The sequence below is a fragment of the Chryseobacterium sp. T20 genome, assembly GCF_047345655.1.
Classification (GTDB): Bacteria; Bacteroidota; Bacteroidia; order Flavobacteriales; family Weeksellaceae; genus Chryseobacterium.
Genome location: NZ_JBLFDU010000011.1, coordinates 151,913 through 175,112, shown reverse-complemented (window position 1 = coordinate 175,112; position 23,200 = coordinate 151,913). Strand labels below are relative to the sequence as shown.

Genomic DNA, 23,200 nt, shown 5'->3' with positions numbered 1-23,200 from the left:
TCTTGACGTACTTTTTAGTTAAAACTTAAGATTAAAACCGATTCCAAACCATCTGCTGGATGGATCCTGAATATCATTTTCCGTTTTTGTCTGGAAATCCGGGTCAGAATAAAGGTTCTTTGATTTTTTCCACATTGCCAGGTTGTAGGCGGAAATATTGGCTGTGAACCCTTTTACCATTCCTTTTGGGTTGAGTAATGAAGAGAAGTCATATTCTAACACTACAGATCTTAGCTTAATGAAAGTTCTGTCAAAAACGTTAGCAAACTCTTCACTTTCATCCTGTGTTACTCTCGCACGGTATGGATAATTCTGTGCCCAGTCCTGGTAGCTGATTGCTTTGGTGTGTGGAGTATAGGTTCCGGTTGCCGGATTGTAGTTAACCCCATCAGGTACAAAATAATAGGTTCCCGGATTTGCATACTCAAGATCTCTGTACGCTACAGAATTAGGGTGTTTTCCTCCCCACCACATTTTTTCCACAACCTGCGACCTCATCACACCTCCGATGCTTCCGTCAATTCCAATGTTTAAAGTGAATTTTTTATATTTGAATGTGTTGTTGAAACCGAAAGTCCAGTCCGGATTGAAATGACCTAAGTTGCTTGGAGCATTTGCTCTTGTTGGCATTCCTGTATTGGCATCAAGAATGACCTTTCCATCCGGAGACTTTTGCCATGTATAGTCATAATAGCTGTCCATTCTTTCGCCTAACTTAATATTTTTGTAGTTCGGCATATTATCATAAATGGAAGTCAGCTTTTGTTCATAAGTACTCCAGTTGATCAACGTTTTCCAGCTGAAATCAGAAGTTTTTACCGGAACTAAACCAAGGGAAACTTCAAATCCTTTCGTAGTATATTCATTTCCGTTTACATATTGAGAAGTGAACCCTGATGATTCAGCAGCAGGGAACTGAAGAATATTATTATAATCTAATGTTCTGAAATAAGTGGCGTCAAAAGTAATTCTGTTGTTCAGGAAACCTGCGCTTAATCCTAATTCATAAGATTTTGTCTGTTCCGGTTTCAAAGAGTTTTCTACGTTCAAAGTCATTGGATAATAATAAGTAGGATTTCCATTGAATGTGATTCCCTCATTGTTCAGATAATAATTTCTGATGGAATAAGGCTGGAAATCATACGCTACTTTCGCCCATGAAGCAGAAAGTTTCAACATATTAATAGACTCAGGCATTTTTACCAGGTTGGAAATAACGGCACTGATGGAAGCAGAAGGGTAGAAGTAAGATCTGTTGGCCTTAGGTAGTGTTGAAGACCAGTCATTACGTCCAGAAACATTGATGAAGAATGCATTATACAATCCGATATCAATTGTTGAATAAGCACTGTAAATTAATTTTTCCTTCAAATAGGTATAATTTTTAAGCGCTCCGATAGAGTTGTCGAATGTATACACTTCAGGAATTTTTAATCCATCTGTAGACCTTTCATTATTATTGTTTTTATAATAGAAAGCAGAACCTCCCGCATTGACTGTCACATCAAAATTTTCAGATATCTTTTTCTTGTAAGTCGCCAACACATCATAATTGAGGTTCCAGGTTTTGTTATCCCTTAATATATAACCACCACTTCTTGGTGCATCATAATTGAAATAGGAATACGGACTCATTACTTCCGTTTTGCTGTGGTTTTCCACAAGAGATATTTTCCCTTTTACCGATAGATCCTGTGTCGCTTTATACTCTAAACCTGTCTGAGCATTGATAATATTGGTTCTGTTCTGATTCTTGTAATATTCAGCTCCGAACCAAGGGTTATTGTACCACGCATAGTTCCAGTTGGCCTGTGCTCTTCCTTCTTTTCCAGGAATCCACATATGATTTTTCAATGCTTTTCCATCTACATCACCTCCCATCCAGATCAAAATGGTGTACATGTGTCCGCTTGGGTTATAATCGTAGTTGGGGATATTAGGAGTAAAAGCCTGATTGAAGTTGAATTTTGTATCGAAGGTTAATTTATCTCCAAGATGGTTTTCAGAAGAGAAGTTGATTCCGTATTTCTGAAGATAAGAATTGGGAACCCTGTCATCATAATTCATGAAATTCCCGGAGAATCTGTATACATCTTTGTTATTTCTATAGCTGATCGCGAAGTTATTATTGTTGATCACTGCCGGTTTTAAGAACGTACTTAAGTTATCATGGTATTTCCAGTCAATAGGAACTCTTTCATACCTTGATTTATCATCATACTGAGTTCCTGTCACGGCTCCATACCAAGGAACAACTTGTCCTGTTACTTTATCTCTGATCGGGCTATTCCATTGAGCAATCTGTAATCCGGGAACGAATTTTGGTCCCCAGATCATATCTCCGTCATTCACCCCGCCATCGGCTCCATCCCAGAATTCATATTTTCCGTGTGAGCCGTTTCCATATTCAGTCTGGGTTTTTGGAAGGTTGGTAAACCCAGCTGTAATCATGGTATTCTGAGAAAACTCTACTGAGAATCCTTTCTTCTTAGCATTTTTTGTGGTGATTAAAACAGCTCCGTAACGACCTCTTGAACCATATAGGGCAGAAGCGGTAGCTCCTTTCAATACATTGATATTTTCAATATTGTTAGGGTCTAAATTCTGGAAAACCTCTTTTTCCACAATCACACCATCAATGACAAAAACCAGATTGGAGTTTCCTCTCAGCGTAAACTGTGGAGCCTGCTGCATTCCCGTCGGATTGGAAACATTCAGTCCGGCTACCTGTCCGGAGAATAAATTTCCAATACTTGGAGTAGTGAGGGTTTCAAACTGTTTTGTTCCTACTTCCTGAGTAGAATATCCGATTTTTTCTTTCTTTTTGGCAATCCCTAAAGCGGTAATCACCACGCCTTCAATCTGCTTTTCGTTTGGCTTTTTTAATACAACAGAATACTGTTTTTTGGAAGAAACCTCAACGGTATAAACAGAAAAATCAGGAGCAAAAAATTCAAGAATGTCTTTAGGGTTTGCAGAAATAGTGAAATTACCATTTTCATCTGTAGTAGCAGTCTTTCCTGTGTTTTTGTCGGTGATGTTCACACCGGAAACACTAGAACCGTTTTCTGATTTTACATTTCCTGAAATATTGATTTCCTGAGCAGAAAAATAAAGGGGAAGTAAAAAAACGGCAAAAGTGGCTAGAGTTTTCTTCATTTTTTTGAAGGCAAATTTAGCAGTGCACTGTTACCAGTACTTTAATGATGTATTAAAATAAAAATACGATTTAATATTTTTTAACAATAAGAATTAATAAATAAGTAAAATGAAAAATGTCCTTTGTATAGGGACTTTTGCTTTATTATATAGATATTAATAAATAAGGAGGGATGCTGGGAGAAGGAAGCTGGAAGTTATTGTGGGTATCAACTTCTTGAAGTCCTCTGTAATAAATTTTTGAAGGAAAAGTTCAGTCTTATGAAAGAAACAGATTGTGAAAACAGGATTCTGATAACTTCCAGCCTCCAGCTTCGCAGTTCCTTCTTTTCTTTCTAAAACCTACTCAGAATTCCCCAGTGGATTTTAATATCATTAAACTTAAACGGATTTCCGAACTCATTACCATTAGACAGCTGGAAACTCATCAGACCAATGGGGATGAAGAAATTGAAACCGAGCCCGACACTGTAGAGCTTAGGTTTTACATTTAAAGATTTATTATTAAGCTGTCCGTATTGTCCAAAGACGTCAAAGAAGGCCTGGTTACCGATCAGATACCGGTATTCCAGACTTCCATAATAATAAAAGTCGGCAGCGAGAGAGTTTTCATTGAATCCCCGCATGGAGTTCCATCCTCCGAAACGGTATAATTCATTGGCAGAGAATTCTATTTTAGAATCCATCATCGCACCTTCCGCTTTGATGTTCAGGAAGTGATTTCCGGAAATGTGGTAATTGTGTTCTCCAAAGAAATAAAACTGGTTTTGATTGGCTTTAATATTATCTTTAGAATAAGTAGTTGTTAAGAAATCATATCCGGCATTGATCCTTGTTTTGTAAAGGAAAAGGTCAATATCAGTGGGTTCTGTCATTTCATACCATATCCCGAGCCCTTTTTTGTTGTAGTCTTTTCCCTGAACGTATAATGTATCAATAATAGTAGAGGTTTCCAGAGTCGCTCTCAAACCGATTTTATTCCTGTTATTGATATGGTAATAGAAAGCAGGAAGGAATTTCACGTTGGCAAATGTTGAGTCCTGTCTGTAGATATTTACTTTTGTATCCATCCCGACATTCGATTTGAAAAGGTATGGAATATCCACTCTAAGATCGAAATTCTGTCCTTTATCAGGGTTTCTCTGCCAGTATAAATTGACGGTTTCAAAACCATTGAACATATTCCTGAAATTGACATTCATGGTTCCGTTTAACGTAAACTTTGAGCTTTTGTCATTTCCAAAACCAATGACCCCATCGAAGGTATTCGTCTTTTTCTTTTCCAGAAACAGGTAAATACTGGTGGAATCTTTTGTGAATAAAGTTTGTGGCTGCCGTTCGAGGGTCAGAAAAGGATGACTCTGAAAGGTTTTGTTGATGGCTAAAAGATTTTTGTCATCATAGTTTTTGCCTTTGAACTCCTTTTCCAGGTTTTTGATGAATCTTTTGGGCACTTTTTCATATCCTTTTACCACAAACCCATTGATCGTTCTTTTATCATTCTTATTGATGTCAAGTTCTACAATCGGGTAGCCGTTTTTCTGTCCTTTGTATTTAGATTTGATTCTGCTGAAAGAATACCCTTCATCAATATAAGTTTTGTTGATGCTTTTCTTGGTGGAATCTAAGTTTTTAGTAAAAAAATCCTTCTGAATTTTTAATTTTTGAACCAAAGAATCCGTAAGGTTTACATAAGTTTCATTGAAATTTTTCCCTTTATCATAGAAAATTTCCGTGCTGTCCCCTTTTACTTTTACTTCTTTCAGTTTCGTGAAGAAATAATTACTTTGAGCTAAAGAATCCAGAAATTTTACAGCAGAAGTAGAATCTTTTACTTTTTTTCGGACTTTGGTTTCTGAATCAATCAGCCAATACTGCTTTTTCTGCGCTTGTGTGAAAACGCAGAACAGTACAAAAAATATTTTTAAAAGTAATTTCAATTTATTCTTCTGAATATGAAGAGGAATCTCTATAAAATATAAAAGATTCTTCACTGCATTTCATTCCGTTCAGAATGACAATGCGCCTTATCAATCAACTAATTTTTATCCAGTTTATTATACTTCTTCATCAAATTTTCATAAGTTCCCTGCGGAAGAATCCATTTCAAAGGAACCCCGATTTTCTGCCCGAATTTACCAAAATAATAATGAGCTTTCCATTTATTTTTTGCTAAAAGTTTTTCAATGTATTCTGCAACTTCCAAAGGCTCTGTTCCGTCATTTACGTGAGAGTTCATCAGCGCATATACTTTGTCAAAAACATTTTTGTAAGGTTGAGAAACCTGTGCAATCACTCTGTTGTCTGCAATATTGGTTTTAATATCCCCCAGGTGCAGAGAACAAACGTCAATATTCCATGGGTAAACTTCATACCTCATCGCTTCCGTTACTTTATCCAATGCAGATTTGGAAGCTGAATAAAATCCACGGAAAGGCAGCCCCATTTCACTTCCGATGCTGGAAACATTGATGATCTTTCCGAATTTATGTTCACGCATGTTCGGAAGAACGGCACTCATCATCTGTACAGGTCCGGCAAGATTCAGACTGAAAAGTTTCAGAATATCTTCTTTGGTAGAATCTTCTACGGCGCCTACCATTCCCATTCCGGCATTATTGATCAGAACATCAATTTTAGTTTCTGTTTTTAAAACCTCAGCTACAGCATTTTGAACTGCTGTATTGTCTGTCACATCAGTTGGGATAGATTTGAAGTATTGGCTTTCTGTATGCTTTCTGCTTAATCCATATACTTTATGCCCTTTTTTACCAAAATATTCGGCTAATGCGAAGCCGATTCCTGATGAGGTTCCTGTTATAATGATGGTCATTGAATTCGTATGATTTTTAATGTTTTTATTTTCTTCTGATGCCAGTGAGACGTTTTTAAAGGTCTGTGTTCAAAAGTAAAATCTATTTTCAGCAAATGTAAAAAAAGAAAAATGAACTCAGTTATTTATTATTTCTGAAATAATTTTTAATAATTTCTTGACCTATTGTCCCGGATTGATGATAAACTTAAAATAAAGTTAATCTGAGTTATGCATAGAATATTAAGAGAATGATTATTTTTAATTACGTATGTATTTGAAATACAGTTGTTTAATTTTATTTTGTGGTAGCTCGTATCTTAAAAAAGCTAAAATTTCTTAATAAAAACATAAGAAAACCTTAATGAGGTGTGGGAGCAGGCTGTTCTAATTTTGCACCTAATCAAAAAGGAGATCATGAATGTATTTAAAATCCCTGTATCCGTAACGTATTTAACGGGAAGGGTATTACTTATTGGTGCAATATCAGCTTCACCGATGTTCCTCGCTCAGAAAAAAGATAGCTTAAAAGAAAAATCCATCGACGAGATTGTTGTGGTTGGATACGGAACACAGAAAAAAAGTAAAGTTTCCGGAGCTGTTTCGGAGGCTTCACTGGATAAGCTTACTTCCAGATCTTTGTCCGGAGTAGGAGAAGTTCTTCAGGGTAAAGCTCCCGGAGTAACTGTAGTGAACGAAGGTGGAGATCCTAACGGAGCACCTAAGGTAAATATTCGTGGTTTGGGAGGAATCAATGGAGAAACTCCTTTATATGTAGTAGATGGAGTAGTTTTCAACGGAACCCCTTCTATTAATCCCAACGATATTCAGGATATTTCTGTACTTAAAGATGCTTCTGCAGCTATTTATGGAGCAAGATCTTCCGGAGGGGTTATTCTTATTACCACTAAAAAAGGGAAGAAAGGAAATCTAACAGTAGATTTTGATGTGAAATACGGAGTAAACCAGGCATGGAGACTGAAAGAATCTCTGAATGCTGCGGAATTTCAGGACGTGATGTACAAGGCCTATGAAAATGCCGGGAAATTGGGAAGTTTACCCATGGCTTTTAATCCTAATCAATATCCGGACGGGAGAATTACCAGAACAGACTGGATGAAAGAAATTTTCAGAACAGGAACGATTCAGGAATACAATGTAAATCTGAGCGGCGGAAGTGATAAATCCAGATATTTTGTGGGAATGAACCACAGAAACCTGGAAGGAATTTTATTGAATACTCAGGCAAAACGATACAATTTCAGAGTTAATTCAGAGCATAAAGTAAAAGACTGGCTGACGATCGGAGAAAATATGTATTATAATTACTCTGACGGAAACACAGCCGATACCAAGAGTGGCTATACAGGAGCTTTGGTTGCTGCCATGTATTATCCGCCCAATGTACCAGTGTATACACCGAGTGGTGCATTTTCAGGACTTCCGATTGATGTGGCAGGTGGATATGGAGATATGATCAATCCGGTGGCTTATCTTAAAAGAATCAGCATCAGAAACCCTACCCACGAGATTTTAATCAACCCTTATGCTGAAATTACACTGGCAAAAGATTTAAAATTCCGTTCCAATTTCTCCCAGACGTTTAAATTGGGGGATGTAAAGAACTTTACGTACAGAGTACTTGAAGTAGGAAAAATTTTTGATACCAATAATTTAGAATATCAATCCAATAATTCATCTACAGCACTTGCTGAGCAGTTGTTGACTTATAAAATTTCAGCAGGAAAGCATAATTTTGATTTCCTTGGAGGTTTTACTTTCCAGAAAACAATTGATGATGGTTTTGTGGCAAAATCATATGACTTCAGAAGTGAAGCTGAGGTTTTCCAACATCTTCAGAATGCTGCTGATACCAATAAAGATGTTTCCAGTTACAGATTCAAACAATCTTTGGTTTCTTATCTGGCGAGAGTAAACTACGACTATGCAGGAAAGTATATTGTAAGCTTATTGGGAAGACGTGATGGTTCTTCACTCGTAGCAAAACAGAACAGATTTGCTAATTATTATGCGGTTTCCGGTGCATGGGTTGTTTCGAAAGAAAACTTTATGAAGGAGATTTCATGGTTGTCAAGTCTGAAATTGAGAGGAAGCTATGGTATTCTGGGGAATCTTGGAGGAATTTCACCACAAGCAGTAAACCCACTAATGACCAGAGATAATAATGTGATTTTCGGTCAGGATCCTTCTCAGAATATTGCTTATTATGCAACCACACGTCCGAATCCGGATCTGAAATGGGGGAAATCTGAGCAGACCAACTTTGGGGTAGATGCTTCATTCCTTCACAACAGCCTTTCCTTACAGTTTGATTATTTCGTAAAGAATTCCAAAGATCAGATCTTCAATGTAAGCTTGCCAAGTACAGCAACGTATAATAATCAGTATGTGAATGCGGGATTATTCCAGGATAAAGGATACGAATTGGGAATCAATTATAACAAGGTGATTTCAGATGATTTTACATTCTCAGTGGGAGCTACGATGAGTCAACTAAAAAATACGGTGAAGCAACTTGCCAATGTGGATGAGATCTTTATCAATGATAATGGAGTAAGGGGCGTATTGAAGCCAACCCGTGTGAAAGTGGGTGATCCTCTGTATTCTTTCTATGGTTATAAGACTGGTGGGATTTTCCAGACTCAGGAAGAAATCAACAATTATAAAGATGCCAACGGAAATCTTATCCAGCCGAATGCTAAGCCGGGAGATATTAAATTCCTGAAGAAAGAAGGAAATACAGGAGTGCTTAATAATAATGACTTCGTCAATCTTGGAAGTCCATATCCTAAGTTTTCTTACGGATTCTCTTACAACATGACCTGGAAAAACTTTGATCTTAACTTATTCTTCCAGGGCGTTTACGGAAATAAGATATTCAACGGAATGAAGTTTATTTCTTTAAACCCGGGTGGAACAGGACAGAATTATAATATGGACAGAGATATCCTGAATGCATGGACTCCTCAGAATACCAATACCGATATTCCAAGACTGGTACATGGTGATCCAAGCGGTAATTATTCCAAAGTATCAGATTTCTATGTGGAAGACGGATCTTATTTAAGACTGAAGAACCTTACCATCGGGTATTCATTACCAAAAGAATTGTACAGAAAACTGGATGTAAACAAAGTGAGAATTTATATGACTTCCAACAACCTGTTTACGATTACGAAATATACAGGATTTGATCCTGAAGTAGGAATGAACTCTTACGGAGTAGATACCGGAAGATATCCTCAGGCACGCTCATTCATCTTTGGGGTGGAGATCGGATTATAATTTTTAACCAACAAAAAGTAAAAGAAATGAAATTTTTCAATAAAATATTGTTAGTATCAGGAATATCCGTAATGCTTCTTTCATGTACGGGAGAGCTGGATGTTCAGCCGGAAGGAACCCCTACGGAAGCCAGTTTCTGGAAAACGGAAAACGATTTGGTTACCGGAGCCAATGCCATGTACAAGCCTTTATTCGATGGTGAATTTTATGGAAGAGGGCTGTTCTGGTTTATCAATGCCAGTGATGATATGGTAACGGGAAGAGCAAAAAGTGAAGCGGATAACGCCAAAAACTTCAGTAGCAATTATATTGCGGCAGGAGATCTTGAAACTCAATGGAACAAAAGATATAACGTAATTGGGGTGGCCAACCGCGTGATCCGTAATGTTGATAATATTCAGACTTCGCAGGCTACTAAAAATAAATACCTTGGAGAAGCTTTGTTCATGAGCAGCAGAATGTATTTTGAGCTGGCTTATTCTTACGGAAATGAAAAAGCCGGAGTTCCGATTATTGACCGTTCAAAAGATCCGGATCCTAACCCGATTCCAAGAGCAGCTAACGTCATGGAGAACTATACTTACATTGTAAACGACCTGAAAAGAGCTGCCGAATTATTACCTACACAGGCCGAACTTCCTGCAAAAGATTACGGAAGACCTCATAAAGCAGCAGCTTGGGCATTGTTAGCAAAAGTATATCTGTTTATGAAAGACTGGAAGAATGCAGAATTCTGGGCTAATGAAGTAATGACTAAAGGAAACAGAGCCTTATTAGGTAATTTCGCTGATGTTTTTAAAGCTGAAAATAACTACAGCTCAGAATATATCTGGTCAATCCCCGGAACTCCGAAGTTTACAGCCTGGGGAAGTATTCTTCCGGGCGTAATGCTTGAAAACAAAGGCTGGGGAGAATATAACGGATGGGGATACTTCCAACCGACTAAGGAATTGTTTGATGAATATGAAACCGGAGACCTTAGAAGAAGTGCTACCATTCTTAAAATAGGAGACAAATTTACCTTTAACGGAAAAGAAAGAACATACGCTTCTACCAATTCCCTTACCGGATACCAGTTCAATAAATATATGGATGCCTTCAAATATCAGCTGAACAGTGGTCACGTAAGCGCCAACGGAGATTATCCGTGTACAGACCTTGCCGTTCCGATTATGCGTTATGCTGAGGTGATCCTGATCAAAGCAGAAGCTTCACTGATGCAAGGGAAATCTGCGGACCAGGAAATCAATATGATCAGAGTACGTGCAGGCTTACCTGTGAAAAACGGATGTACACTGGCCGATCTGAAACATGAAAGACGTTGCGAACTGGCGGGTGAATGGGCAGACAGACACAGAGATCTTGTACGTTGGGGAGATGCGCAGGCAGCGTATGCTAAGCCTCTGCACGGTATCAATGGACAGGTAGTCTGGGCAGCAAGAAACTTTAATCCAGCTGTACATAATGTTTGGGCAGTTCCACAGGCTGAAATCGTAAACAGTCACGGGATCATTAAACAGAATGAGGGCTGGTAAAATTTTAATCTTTTTATATATAAGTCACTATATCATTACAGAACCTTCTGTGGTGATATAGTTTTTTTCACAGGCATGGAGATAGGTCGTTTCATCTGATCTATAAAATAATAACGATATACGAATGAAATTATCAAAAATATGGGCTGTATTGGCTCTTGCTGTTTTTTCTGAAAATCAGGCACAGAATTATTTACATTATAATGTAGGGAATGCGCATTCACATAATGATTACATGCAGGAAATCCCTTTCTGGCAGGCTTATTATGCTAACTTTGGTTCTATCGAGGCAGATGTTTTTCTGGTAAAAGGAAAGCTTTGGGTAGCACATACCGAAAAGGAACTTTCTGCAGACAGAACATTGGAAAATCTTTATCTCGATAATATTTCAAAACAGATTAAGCTGAATAAAGGAAATATTTATCCTGATGGAGGTAAGAAACTTCAATTGCTGATTGATATAAAACAGGATTATAAAACTTCACTGGCAGCTTTGGTGAGTACGCTGGAAAAATATCCGGAGATTACCGGAAATTCCGGAATTAAAATTGTCATTACCGGAGGAAGACCTCAGCCTGCAGATTTTAAAAATTATCCGAATTATCTTTATTTTGATGGAGATCTTGATAAAACCTATTCTGCAGATCAGCTGAAAAGAGTAGGAATGTTCAGTGCAGATCTTCCGGGACTGGTAAAATGGAACGGAAAAGGAATTCCAAGGGATGAAGAAACACAAAAAATCAAAACTGCTGTAGACAAAGCTCATGCTCAGCAGAAACCTGTTCGTTTTTATGGAGCTCCGGATTTCCCGAATGCCTGGGTAAATCTGATGGATTTAGGTGTAGATTATATCAATACGGATCATATTCCGGATCTTAAAAAATTCATGAATACGATTCCGAAAAACTTTTATAAGAATACAAAGGAATATACCACTTATACTCCAACTTATCAATCAGACGGTGTGGAGAAAAAGGTAAAGAATGTGATCCTTCTCATTCCGGACGGAACTTCCTTACCGCAATATTATGCTGCCTTTACAGCGAACAAGGGAAAACTGAATGTTTTCAACATGAAATCCACAGGGCTTTCCAAAACCAATTCATCTAACGCCTACATTACAGATTCTGCACCGGGTTCTACAGCATTTGCAACCGGTGTGAAAACTAAAAATACTTTTGTAGGAGTAGACCCTATGGGAAAAGCATTAGCACAAATCCCTGATATCATCTTTGAAAAAGGAATGACTTCCGGTTTGATTTCTACAGGAGATGTTACAGATGCTACCCCTGCAGATTTCTATGCCCACTCGGATAACAGAAACAGTTCGGAGCCTATTTTAAAAGATTTTGCCGCTTCAAAAACAAAAATACTGATTGGTGGTCCTACAAGCGGATTGTCTCAGGATAATCTTCAGAAATTTAAGGAAGCAAAAATAGATTTGTATCAGGATTTGAAATCAGTAACGAAAATTAATAACCGTACTCTGGTGATTGATCCCTTAGCTTCGCAAAGAATATCTAATGGAAGAGGAAACTGGCTGGCAGATGCTTTTGATCTTACTTTAAATGATTTAAAGAATAATAAACAAGGATTCTTCATGATGATTGAAGCTTCCCAAACAGATGGAGGAGGACATAGCAATAATATAGAACAGCTGGTAACAGAATTACTGGATTTCGACCATGTAGTAGGAAAAGCCATGAAATTTGCTGATGAAAATAAAGAAACCTTAGTGATTGTAGTGGGAGACCATGAAACCGGGGGGTTAACACTTTTGGATGGCAGTCTGAAAGATGGCTGGATATTCGGAAATTTCAGTACGAATGATCATACCTCTATTCCGTCAAGTGTTTTTGCTTATGGCCCTAATTCAAAAGAATTCACAGGATTGTTTGAAAACACGGAGATTTTCAACAAAATACTGGCCGCTTACGGAATTAAGAAATAGCTTTTAATTTATACTTTTACTTTTACAAAGAGAGATTGTTTCATTTTTGAAGCAGTCTTTTTTTATGAATTCATTTTGAGCTCCCGCGGATTTCACAGATTAAGCAGACGTTTGTGGATAATCTGTGTAATCTGAGGGAAATAAAAGCAGAGAAAAATTCAAAAAGGCTGCCCCAAAAAGAGAGACAGCCTTTGAGTATATCTAACAAATAATAATTTAGAAATTCGTCTTAACAATTAATTCAGAAAGCTCAGCATTCACAAAGTCAATCGGCATTATACCGAATGATCCCTGAGTATTGGTTTGGAAGAATGTTTTAAGTCTTGGATTAATATTATTTGATACCGTAGGAATACTTGGGATACCGAAGATTCCAGGTTTATATCCACTGGTGAAATTCACGAAAAGCTTACCATTCGTATCATTTTTAGCTTCATTAAGAAGGTTGAAAATTCCATTCCACTTATCGTCGTTATTCGTTACTTTATAATAATCCTGCACTTTTAACTGCACCCCGGAATTATTGATGTCAAAAGTAGTGTTGTCTGCCCATGGTGAAGCGTTGATTCCCTTAGTTGTTCCTGAAGAGAATCTTCTTAATAATTTGATCTTTCCTCTTACAGCACCCAGCGTAGGAATGTTTGCTCCAAGATCCCATTTAGAAGGATTTTTCTGTACATAAGAATCAAAAGTCTGTTCAAAACTTCTGGTGGTATTGGAAGCATCATATTCTTCTTTTACAGACATGATGATTGTTTCAGAAGGATGGCTGTTAAGAAACGCATAGCACGCATTAAGTACATCATCAAAATTCAGATTTTGGTAAATCGCTCCGTGATGAATGGTGAAAGCATTGTCAATATGTCTGCAACGTATATCCAGAAAACGGACTCCGGCATTCAATTGTTCAGCAATGCTGAGGTCTTGAGTTTTAGCCGTACCTGATACAACTGGTGCATCTACGCGGGCTCCGGAATCATGAGTTCCGGGAATTGAGATTTTTGAAATGGAAATGTTATCCTGAAGACCAGACATCCAACTGTTCATCTCGATAGGAGCTAAAGAAGCTCTACTGCTAACTTTTGCTAAAGATGCTAAGCTGTTTTCATTAGAGTCTCTTTCCATAAGACTGTCATTGGAACAGGAAAAAAAGATAGATGCAGTAACCACTCCAAGTGTGATAGCTGTCATACGTTTCATGCTTTGTTTGAACATAGTTTTTTTATTTTTAAAGTAGCTTAAAAATAAGAATATATCAAAGCACTAGGAGTTAATTTAACTTTAAGAGATGATTAAGTTGGTATAAAGTCAGGAAGCTTGAAGCTGGAGGATGGAAGAGGAGAAGTTGTTAATAGTTAAAGAGTACTCCGATTTTAAAGAGAAAGTATTTACAATAAAAGCTGCTATCATAGATTAACCGTCAAACAGTAACCTCCAGCGTCCAGCTTCAATCTTCCCTCTTAAAAAACAAAATCATCCTTCAAACCGGGAATTTTAAACTTGTGTTCCCCGATTTTAAAATCATTCATCTTGATCAAATTCTGAAGTTTGTGAGTAAACTCTTTGTGAAAATCCTGAGGTATTTTCGCATCATCCTCACAGGAAGAAAAGTGTTTGTCTACAATTACTTTCCCTGTAGAAAAATTAATTTCATTCGTAAAACTGAAATCACAGGTATCTTCAAAATGGTCATGAGATCCGATCAGATAAAAATCTCCGTTTTGAAATCTGAAAGTATGTTTGTATTTCTGAGTATGTCTTGAATTGGTAAAAAAGGTTTGTCCAATATGAAGGCTGTTATTTTTAATGGTGACCTCAAGCGTATTGTCAGAAGGATAGAATCCGGTTCCGCTTGAAAAAAGAATGCTGGAATTTTCCTTCCATACTTTTAGTCCGTCATTTTCATTTTTCAGAATATAGAAAACTCTTTTGTAATCTGGAGTACCTTCCAGATTTCGGTCGTCTGATGCTTTTATATGGGTGTCAAATACCAATACCATTTCCTCTTTTCCATCTTTGTCAAGATCACCTTTGGCTTCTGCAATCTGGGTATATCCTTTCGGAACTGAAAAGTTTTTCAAATTCTGAGCAGATAAACCCGAAACAACTAAGACAATCAAAAAGGAAAAGAAATATTTCATCATTATTATATTCAACTTGTTTAAATTTTTGTTTTTGAAACATTAAGATTGTATTAAGGTGTTGAGAGTATTAAGATGAGCTTCGCTTTTAAGCTTAAAAATCAGAATGATTCATCTTAACTAAACTTTATTTCTTCAATCCTTCTTAATGGTTTTAATAGATATAACTTTAAACAGCTTCAATGTGAAAATGTGGTAATCCGAAATAAAAAATCATTTTCAAATTACCACATTCTTATGACATTAATAAGTCAGTATGCTTTCAAGATCTTTCCAGAACATGGGATAAGACTTTTCTACTACATCTTCATCTTCAATATTGAGTTCTTTAATCAGACTGAATGGAGCAAAACTCATCGCCATTCTGTGATCCTGATAGGTTTTGATTGAAATATCATCTTCAGGTTCTCCAAAACTGATGGATTGAATGGTTAAATCTGTGATCTCTGTTTCTGTCCCCAGCTTTTTAAGCTCATTATATAAGGCAAGAAGTCTGTCGGTTTCCTTTACTCTTAAGGTCCCCAATCCGGAAATTTCAAAAGGGATTTTTAACGCGGCTGCCGTTACACAAAGAGTCTGTGCAATATCCGGGCAGTCGTTCATATCCAGAATAATTTTTTCCGGGAAAGAAAAATCAGGCTGAGGTTCAAGCGTTAGTTGATGCTCGCCTTCAGAGAATGTAGTTTTGATTCCGAAGAACTTTTCGTAAATATTGGCAATGGCAGAATCTCCCTGTGTGGATTCTTTGTAAAAACTTTTCAGATGAATCGTTTCTCTTCCCAATGCGCAGATAGAGTAGAAGTAAGAAGCCGAGCTCCAGTCACTTTCCACTTCATAATAAACTGTCTCAGCATCATTCTGAGGGGTAAAAGGTTCTACTTTGATGGTATTTCCTTCAAAACTGCTTTGGATACCAAATCTGGTCAGGATATCAAGCGTCATTTCAATATAAGATCTTGAAGTAACATCACCTACAAGGTTAATCACCAATCCATTTTCAAGTTTTCCTGCAATAAGAAGCAGGGAAGTGATAAACTGGCTTGAAATATTGGCAGGAACATTCACGGAAGTCTGAGTGATCTTTCTTCCTGTAATTTTTAAAGGAGGAAATCCTTCATTCTCCATATATTCAATTTCTACTCCAAGATCCCTCAAAGCAGTTACCAGATTTTTGATCGGTCTTTCTTTCATTCTTCCGGAACCGGTAAGAACAGTAGTTTTTCCTTTCTGAATAGAATAATAAGAAGTAAGAAAACGCATTGCTGTTCCGGCATGATGAATATCTACTACATCGGTATTCTCAGATAAAGCTTTTTTCAGCAACTGAGTATCCTGAGAATTGGATAAATTCCCGATTTTTATATTGTTAAACAGACTTTCCAGAATCAATAAACGATTCGAAATACTTTTCGAACCGCTGATCTGTACTGTTTTATCACCTACTAATTTTGATTTTTCTAGCTTCATTATGATCTACATTATCTTAAAAAATAATGAGTTACAAATTGATGTATTATTTATAACTCATCATTTATTATTATTTCAATTTTTCGTTGTTCTGATGCCGGTCTTTATCACGGTCTGTTTTGATTTTCATTTTCCTGTCGAAAGCGTCCTGTAGGTTGACTCCGGTTTGATTGGCTAAACATAATGTTACAAAAAGCACATCTGCCAGTTCTTCACCAAGATCTTTAGTCTTATCACTTTCCTTTTCGCTTTGTTCACCATATCTTCTGGCAATGATTCTTGCTACTTCGCCTACTTCTTCTGTCAGCATCGCCATATTGGTAAGTTCATTAAAATATCTTACTCCAATGGTTTTGATCCATTCATCTACCTGCTGCTGTAACTGTGTAATTTCCATTATTGATAAGCTCCTAAAGTTGGGTTGGTCGTTCTGGATACATTCACAATATCAAAAGGTACCGTTGCTGCTACCGCTGTATTGCCTTTTCCAAGAGCTGGTGAACCAGGTTTTACTCTTAAATTCATTTTAGCCATAAAATAATTCACAAACTGAGGTTCTGCATTCTTCACCGTTTGTATCACATTCGGATTGTTATCAAAAGTGAAACCTGCTCCGGTGGCACTCGTATATTTGATTAATGAATTTTGAAGTAAGAATTCAAACTGCTGTCCCGGAGTTTGTTCAAAATGAACAGCATCCTCCCTATCGGAATATATAATACTGTTTTTAATGTCAAGCAGCTGCAAAGCTCCTTGTTGTGTCTGTCCGGCATCATTTTTCCATTCATTGGCCGCAAAAATTCCTGCTCTGTCAAAAGAACTCATTGTTTTAGAATAGTTAGCAATCGTAGCATGAGTATAGCTGTGTTTTCCTCCCAGGAAAATCCCTACGCAGGATAAACCACAGTTGTTCATCACAAGATTGTTCGCATTCACGGTAGAACCTACAGCATAGATTCCATATTCAAAGAAAGTGTGGATAAAGGAATTGGTAATGGTAGCATTGGTTTGCTTCATATCCAGTCCTCTCGTCCCTCCGAAAAGTCTTGCATGGTTCATCTTAAGGGTAGAATTGGCTTCCATTTTAATAGAATTCCAGTTTTTAGGAATCGTATCATAATAAGGATCATTTCTGTCACCACGAAGGATAACCTGATCGGCCTGAGTTCCGTTAATATTTAAGACCGCTCCGGAAGAAACTTTCATTCCGCTGTTTTTGTGGAAATAAACTTTAGTTCCGGCGTTGATATCAAGAGTTACACTTGGATTGATAGTCAGATTTCCGTAGATGATCTTTGCTTTATTGTTATTCCATGTGGTGGAACTGGTAATTACATTCGGGTTGCTAGGCGTCTGAATGAAAAATTCAGCATCCTGAACCACAGAAAATAAAGTGACATGCTGTTGTCCGCCAGGGCTTGTGAAAAGAACTTTGTCTTCTGCAATGGCTTCCGGTCCTGTAGCTTCCGGAGCAATTTCAACAAAAATATAAAGACTGTCTTTCTTTCTTAAAGGAACATTTTTAAAATCATATCCCGGTTTTCCATCTACATTGATTCTATATAATGAAGCAGCTCCTTTTTCAAGGTTCACTCTTGGGATCATGATATCCTTATCTTCATTATTATATACTTTTACAACATAAGTTTCTGAACGTACCTGATGATATACTGTATCACAAAATACCGTATCTCTTGAGAAACGCAGTTCTTGTGAAGGACTGTCAAACGTTATGTCATCTTTATTACATGATACTGCTACAAGTAACATCCAGAAGGAAAAAGCCAGTAATAATTTGAATTTCATTGAAATTAAAGTTTAAGTAAGTTCCAAATTTAACGAAAATACTTTGAATTTCTTATCAATAAAAAAATATTGAATTCAGTATTTGGAATTTAGAAAAAATGTTGTATTTTTGCAACCTAAAATTTAGCAGAGAAATATCCATTACTATTTCGAAAGCAAACTTAATTTTTTTAAAAATAGTATTATGAAAAACGGAATCCACCCAGAAAATTATAGACTTGTTGTTTTCAAAGATATGAGTAACGACGAGGTGTTTCTTTGCAAGTCTACTGCAGAAACAAAAGACACTATCGAGTACGAAGGACAAGAGTATCCTCTAATCAAAATGGAAATCTCTTCAACTTCTCACCCTTTCTACACTGGTAAAGTAAAACTAGTTGACACTGCAGGTAGAGTTGATAAGTTCATGAACAAGTATAAAAAATTCGCTAAGTAATTTTTATACATTTAAAATATTAAAGTCTTCCAATTATTGGGAGACTTTTTTTATTGTAAATTTGTTGATCTTGAACTTTAAACCTTAAACTTAAAAACTGAATGATGCAATTGGTATTTTCAGACGCACAATATTGGGAAGACTTTCTTCCGCTTACTTTTACACGCCCGGTTGCAGCAATGCGATGCGGAATTCTTACCTTCTCCGAAAGATGGCAGAAGATTCTTGAAAATACTGAAGTAACCTACTTCACAGAAATGTATCTTCAGGATAAATTTAAAAGTCCGGAGGAAAAAGAAAGTCTTTTTTTAGTTCCCAATTTCCTTCCCACAGAAACTGTAATTCAACAGATTAAAGATCTTAAGCAAGGGGAAGCATTGGTTTATGAAGACGAACTGATTGCTGCTAAAATCAATATGAAAGGGTTTTCTCTGAATCAGATTGAAAAAATGACGGATATTAAGGAAGAGCTTATTTTCTTCAAAAGACCGAAAGATCTGTTTTCTTATAACCATCATGCGATTGATTTTGATTTTGAACTGCTTACTAAAGGAAGAACTTCACAGGAACTGTCTTCTACGAACGGATTCTTAGGAGATAAAAAAGACCTGTTTATTGAAGAAGGTGCGGAAATTGAATTTTCTACTCTGAATACTAAAACAGGAAAAATTTATATTGGAAAAAATGCAGAAATAATGGAAGGGTGTCATCTGCGTGGACCTATTACATTAGGAGAAGATTCCAAATTTAATCTTGGATCTAAAATTTACGGAGCTACTACTATCGGCCCTCAATGTAAAGTAGGTGGTGAAGTGAATAATATTATCATTTTCGGATATACAAGCAAAGGACATGAAGGTTTTATTGGAAACTCCGTGATTGGGGAATGGTGTAACTTCGGTGCTGATACCAATTCTTCCAATCTTAAAAATAATTACAGTCATGTAAAACTCTGGAACTATAGAACCAAAGTGTTTGAAGATACAGGCTTGCAGTTTGCGGGCTTGATTGTGGGAGATCATTCCAAAACGGCTATCAATACCCAATTGAATACAGGAACGGTAATTGGCGTTGCATCCAATATATTCAAACCGGGCTTTCCGCCTAACCTTGTGGAAAACTTTTCATGGGGCGGATTGAAAGACGATGAAAGGTTCAAACTGGATAAAGTATATGAAGTGGCAGAAAGAGCTATGGCGAGAAGAAAAGTGGCTTTAACAGAAGAGGATAAAGCGATTCTGAAACATATTTTTGATACGTATTAAAAATATAAAATCCCCTCAGAATTTCTGAGGGGTAGTTTTAGTAATATTCGATTTTTCTGACCCATTTATATAAATCTTTTCCATCTATATTTTTAATAACTTCTGTCCAGTTTTTTTGCTTATCAAACTTATATTTGAAAATAATTACCGTTGGTTCTTTTTTTTTATCGCTCTCATCTAAATAAAATATTTTAGCTATATAATTATCTTTATATTCAAATCGGATATCATGCCAAATATTATTATTGTGGTGTGCTGTCACTCTTTCTAGTTTTTGATCTTTGGTATAAGTATAAGTGATAGTCATGGGTTTTCCATAATTACCATCTTTTTCTTCTGTGATTATTTTACCGTTTTCAAGTATAGTATAATAATGATACTTTCCGTCTTTAATTTCAGCTCTCTGTATTAGATTTCCGGATTTATCATATTCGTATTTCATATGCTTGCTTAAAAATATTTTTTTGTTTTCATAATCAAGTTTATGATCGAAAGATTTTTCTTCAATTACCCTATATTGATTATCATAAATTTTTACACGATTTAGTTTCTTATGGAAAATAGAATCTTTAACCTCAGTATAAGAACGCTCACCTACCTTTTTCCAAATATCATTTGTTATTGTAAAAATACTGTCTGTTCTTGTTAGAGTATCAAATTTCGTTATATACAGAGGTTTGAAACTTTCAATATTGCTTATGTATTTTTCCATAGGTTTATTTTTAGTTTTGTAGTAGGCTTCTTTAAATTTTACGGTTTTATTATTTCCATTGTAAAAATAATGATAAGAGATTTCGGAGTATTTGTTTTTCCTTTTTTCTTCAATTAACCTATTAAGACTATCAAATGTATAATCATAATTATCAACAATTTCTCCTGATTTGTAATACCACGTTTCTTTTGTTATATTCCGGTTTTTATCATAGTAAGTTTCATTATTTATATATCGGCAGAAATCTGTTTCAAACCATGTCTCCCGCATTCTGCTTCTTAGGTTTTTGGGAGTCATGATTACAGCATGTCCATATTCATCATCACCCTTCATAAAGGTAAATGGGCCAGAATTATTTAGAAAAACTACATATTCTTTTACGAATTTTGGATTCCCTAAAACTGTATCTTTTATAACTTGAGAGTTAAAACAAGCAGATAAAAAAATTAAAATAAATAGTATTTGTTTCATATATCATCATTTGAAAAAGCCTCCGAAGAGGCTTTGTTTATTGTTTTATTAATATAATTTCCTTTGGTAGTGCTTCAGGAATTCCGGTGTTGTAATATTGACAATCTGTTGTAATCATATTACTGCCTAAAGTAAGCTTCCAATTGAGTTTAGTTTTAGAAGAATCTGTAAAATTAATGATTATATTTCCTGATGTATTACAAAGGTCAGAATCTAAATAAACTAAAGAATATTTATCATCTATCTTTCTAAATTTGCCTCCCCATATTTTAGGGTTATCATCAGATAAATTTGTATTATCAAAGAGAGTATTTTCATTGGAATCTAGAACTTTAAATTTACCAATCAAATTATCTTTATAATATTTTAAATTCTCATTATACTTATTTATAACCTTCTTAAAGGTGATATAAACAGTTTTGTTGTTCCAAGTACCTTTCCATATGCCTTCATAAGCTGGAAGCTCATTATTCGTATCCTTTAGATAAGCGTTTTCAGGAATTTGGGTGAATGTTCTTAATGGATAAACTTGTGCATTGCAAGAGAATGAAATGTATAATAATATAAATAAAAATAGGTTTTTCATAATGTAATATTTAATTGTTTTATGGACAAGGTGTTGTTTTTACAGGTTGATCTTTTCCATTATATTCTAGCTTAGTAGTATTTCCAGTGGTTTTATCACTTTTATATACTTCTAGACCTGCTACTTTTACTACTTCTTTTAAAAACTGGGTAAATAGTTTTTCAACACTAACCGAATTATTTAATCCTCCATCCTCATTAAGTTGTGTATAATTATCATTATACCAAGTTTGCCAAGCAGTTTCTTGAACAGGACCTATACCATAATTACCATCCCCGGAATATTTTAATATATAATTACCTTGGGAGGTGATGACCATACCATAGGCATCTGTCATTGTTCCTTTATCCTTTGCATTTCTTACGCAGGATGTAAGAAAAGTAGAAATATCAGCTGGAGAAAATATTTTTACAACTCCTTCTTTACTGTCAAGGTGAGAGTGAATATACCCAAAATATTTATTTCCAGGAGGAAATTTTAGGTTATCATTTGCTGTATTTGCTAAAGGCTCAAAAGGTGTTGTACCATATACTGCAGCAAAACCTGTTTCCTCTTTTTTATCAAAGACTTCTTTTTTATCAAGTTCTGCAACTTTAGCTTTAAAATTTGAATCTGTATTCTGAGCTTTCAATTTTTTGCAAGGATCCTGCGTCGTACTGGTTCCAGTTCCTCCACCATGCATAATCGGGCCACCGCTCATATCACCGGTATAGGGAGGTGTATAGGTTCCGTCACCACCTGTACCGGGAATAGGATCATGTATGGGAGGGTTGGTGCTTGGAGGGGTAATGATGATCTCTGGAATTTCTTTTACAGGAGGATCTGGCTCACCTCTGCTTGCCATTTTTTTAGAATAATAATTCTGAAATTCTCCAATCATTCTCTGAGTAGAAGCAGAAGAATCATGTACCAGATAAAAATCTACCCAGCTTCTGTCTTCATTCAGCTTTCCATACCATAAAGAGGTCACTTTTCCATCTTTCAATATCGGATAGAAAATGTATTTCTTATCCTCACCGAAGGTTTGTGAAGCCACATTATAATCTATTTCTCCAAAATCGTCCGCTAGTTTATCATAAAAATCAGGATGGTTCACCAGAAATTGGTAAATAATTTCACTGAAAGGCTGTGCATAGCTTAGCGGAAGAGAGACTCCACTTTTAGAAGAGTGGGTTTTCTTGTTGAGAATTTCCTGGGAGCGAAGGTTCTCAAATCTTTCGAAAGCTCCTATTTTCTCATTTTGTGCTCTTTGCTCAGAATTGACCATTTCATCTGTTCTACAGGCGTAGAGAAGGAAAATGAATCCCATTGCTGAAGCGAGCAGCTTCAAATTTTTTTTCATCATAGACATTTGGTTTTTATAGTGTTAAATATATAAAACTTTTATAACTCTACAAATGTGTGAATAATAAATTGAAATAATAGAGAGTAGAGTTATGGGTTTCCGTAATGTATAGTATCTTTTGGGAAAGAACGATTTGTGATTTTACAGTAGTTTGGCTCAGTGAGTCTTTGGTCAAAAATAAAAAATGTCAAAATTTTTCAAAGTTTTT

Annotated in this window: 16 protein-coding genes; 5 read left to right on the top strand and 11 right to left on the bottom strand. The window is 36.0% G+C overall.

Annotated elements, in window-relative coordinates; all coding sequences use genetic code 11:
• Window positions 1-18: 18 nt before the first annotated feature.
• From ACMA47_RS20735 to ACMA47_RS20725, 3 genes are all read right to left on the bottom strand, one after another.
• Window positions 19-3,159, bottom strand: coding sequence for a SusC/RagA family TonB-linked outer membrane protein (locus ACMA47_RS20735; RefSeq protein WP_413931301.1), 3,141 nt, complete (start codon window positions 3,157-3,159; stop codon window positions 19-21).
• A gap of 335 nt (window positions 3,160-3,494) precedes the next feature.
• A complete protein-coding gene (locus ACMA47_RS20730) occupies window positions 3,495-5,153 on the bottom strand; it encodes an autotransporter assembly complex protein TamA (RefSeq protein ID WP_413931300.1) in 1,659 nt (552 codons plus the stop codon).
• 44 nt (window positions 5,154-5,197) lie between these two features.
• Window positions 5,198-5,992, bottom strand: a complete 795-nt coding sequence (locus ACMA47_RS20725; RefSeq protein ID WP_047435743.1) for an SDR family oxidoreductase — start codon at window positions 5,990-5,992, stop codon at window positions 5,198-5,200.
• Between the two features lie 396 nt (window positions 5,993-6,388).
• Between ACMA47_RS20725 and ACMA47_RS20720 the strand changes: the two genes are divergently transcribed.
• The 3 genes from ACMA47_RS20720 (at window position 6,389) to ACMA47_RS20710 (ending at window position 12,763) form a co-directional block, all read left to right on the top strand.
• Window positions 6,389-9,277: a SusC/RagA family TonB-linked outer membrane protein gene (locus ACMA47_RS20720; protein ID WP_413931299.1), complete on the top strand. Its 2,889-nt coding sequence runs from the start codon at window positions 6,389-6,391 to the stop codon at window positions 9,275-9,277.
• Between the two features lie 26 nt (window positions 9,278-9,303).
• A complete protein-coding gene (locus ACMA47_RS20715) occupies window positions 9,304-10,812 on the top strand; it encodes a RagB/SusD family nutrient uptake outer membrane protein (protein WP_413931298.1) in 1,509 nt (502 codons plus the stop codon).
• A gap of 124 nt (window positions 10,813-10,936) precedes the next feature.
• Window positions 10,937-12,763: an alkaline phosphatase gene (locus tag ACMA47_RS20710; RefSeq protein WP_413931297.1), complete on the top strand. Its 1,827-nt coding sequence runs from the start codon at window positions 10,937-10,939 to the stop codon at window positions 12,761-12,763.
• Between the two features lie 216 nt (window positions 12,764-12,979).
• Here ACMA47_RS20710 and ACMA47_RS20705 read toward each other — a convergent pair whose 3' ends face one another.
• The 5 genes from ACMA47_RS20705 to ACMA47_RS20685 form a co-directional block, all read right to left on the bottom strand.
• On the bottom strand, window positions 12,980-13,954 hold the full coding sequence (locus ACMA47_RS20705) for a phosphatidylinositol-specific phospholipase C (RefSeq protein WP_413931296.1): 975 nt from the start codon (window positions 13,952-13,954) through the stop codon (window positions 12,980-12,982).
• A gap of 269 nt (window positions 13,955-14,223) precedes the next feature.
• Window positions 14,224-14,907: a hypothetical protein gene (locus tag ACMA47_RS20700; protein WP_413931295.1), complete on the bottom strand. Its 684-nt coding sequence runs from the start codon at window positions 14,905-14,907 to the stop codon at window positions 14,224-14,226.
• 240 nt (window positions 14,908-15,147) lie between these two features.
• Window positions 15,148-16,371 carry a 3-phosphoshikimate 1-carboxyvinyltransferase gene (locus ACMA47_RS20695; RefSeq protein ID WP_413931294.1) on the bottom strand — a complete coding sequence of 408 codons (1,224 nt, stop codon included), beginning with the start codon at window positions 16,369-16,371 and terminating at the stop codon, window positions 15,148-15,150.
• A gap of 70 nt (window positions 16,372-16,441) precedes the next feature.
• Window positions 16,442-16,768: a nucleotide pyrophosphohydrolase gene (locus ACMA47_RS20690; protein WP_047385875.1), complete on the bottom strand. Its 327-nt coding sequence runs from the start codon at window positions 16,766-16,768 to the stop codon at window positions 16,442-16,444.
• Window positions 16,768-18,177, bottom strand: coding sequence for a hypothetical protein (locus tag ACMA47_RS20685; protein WP_413931293.1), 1,410 nt, complete (start codon window positions 18,175-18,177; stop codon window positions 16,768-16,770). Before ACMA47_RS20685 ends, ACMA47_RS20690 begins: the two co-directional genes overlap by 1 nt.
• 184 nt (window positions 18,178-18,361) lie before the next feature.
• Here ACMA47_RS20685 and ACMA47_RS20680 point away from each other — a divergent pair, with 184 nt between their 5' ends.
• The gene (locus tag ACMA47_RS20680) at window positions 18,362-18,613 is read left to right on the top strand and encodes a type B 50S ribosomal protein L31 (RefSeq protein WP_002976190.1); all 252 of its coding nucleotides are present in this window, start codon (window positions 18,362-18,364) and stop codon (window positions 18,611-18,613) included.
• A gap of 104 nt (window positions 18,614-18,717) precedes the next feature.
• Window positions 18,718-19,878: a GlmU family protein gene (locus ACMA47_RS20675; protein WP_185103638.1), complete on the top strand. Its 1,161-nt coding sequence runs from the start codon at window positions 18,718-18,720 to the stop codon at window positions 19,876-19,878.
• A gap of 37 nt (window positions 19,879-19,915) precedes the next feature.
• Here the strand turns inward: ACMA47_RS20675 and ACMA47_RS20670 are convergent, their stop codons facing one another.
• The 3 genes from ACMA47_RS20670 to ACMA47_RS20660 are packed head-to-tail and all read right to left on the bottom strand — an operon-like array spanning window position 19,916 to window position 22,992.
• The gene (locus ACMA47_RS20670) at window positions 19,916-21,061 is read right to left on the bottom strand and encodes a hypothetical protein (protein ID WP_413931292.1); all 1,146 of its coding nucleotides are present in this window, start codon (window positions 21,059-21,061) and stop codon (window positions 19,916-19,918) included.
• Window positions 21,062-21,098: 37 nt separating this feature from the next.
• Window positions 21,099-21,647 carry a DUF6705 family protein gene (locus ACMA47_RS20665; protein ID WP_413931291.1) on the bottom strand — a complete coding sequence of 183 codons (549 nt, stop codon included), beginning with the start codon at window positions 21,645-21,647 and terminating at the stop codon, window positions 21,099-21,101.
• A 19-nt stretch (window positions 21,648-21,666) separates the two neighbouring features.
• Window positions 21,667-22,992 carry a hypothetical protein gene (locus tag ACMA47_RS20660; RefSeq protein WP_413931290.1) on the bottom strand — a complete coding sequence of 442 codons (1,326 nt, stop codon included), beginning with the start codon at window positions 22,990-22,992 and terminating at the stop codon, window positions 21,667-21,669.
• Between the last annotated feature and the right edge of the window lie 208 nt (window positions 22,993-23,200).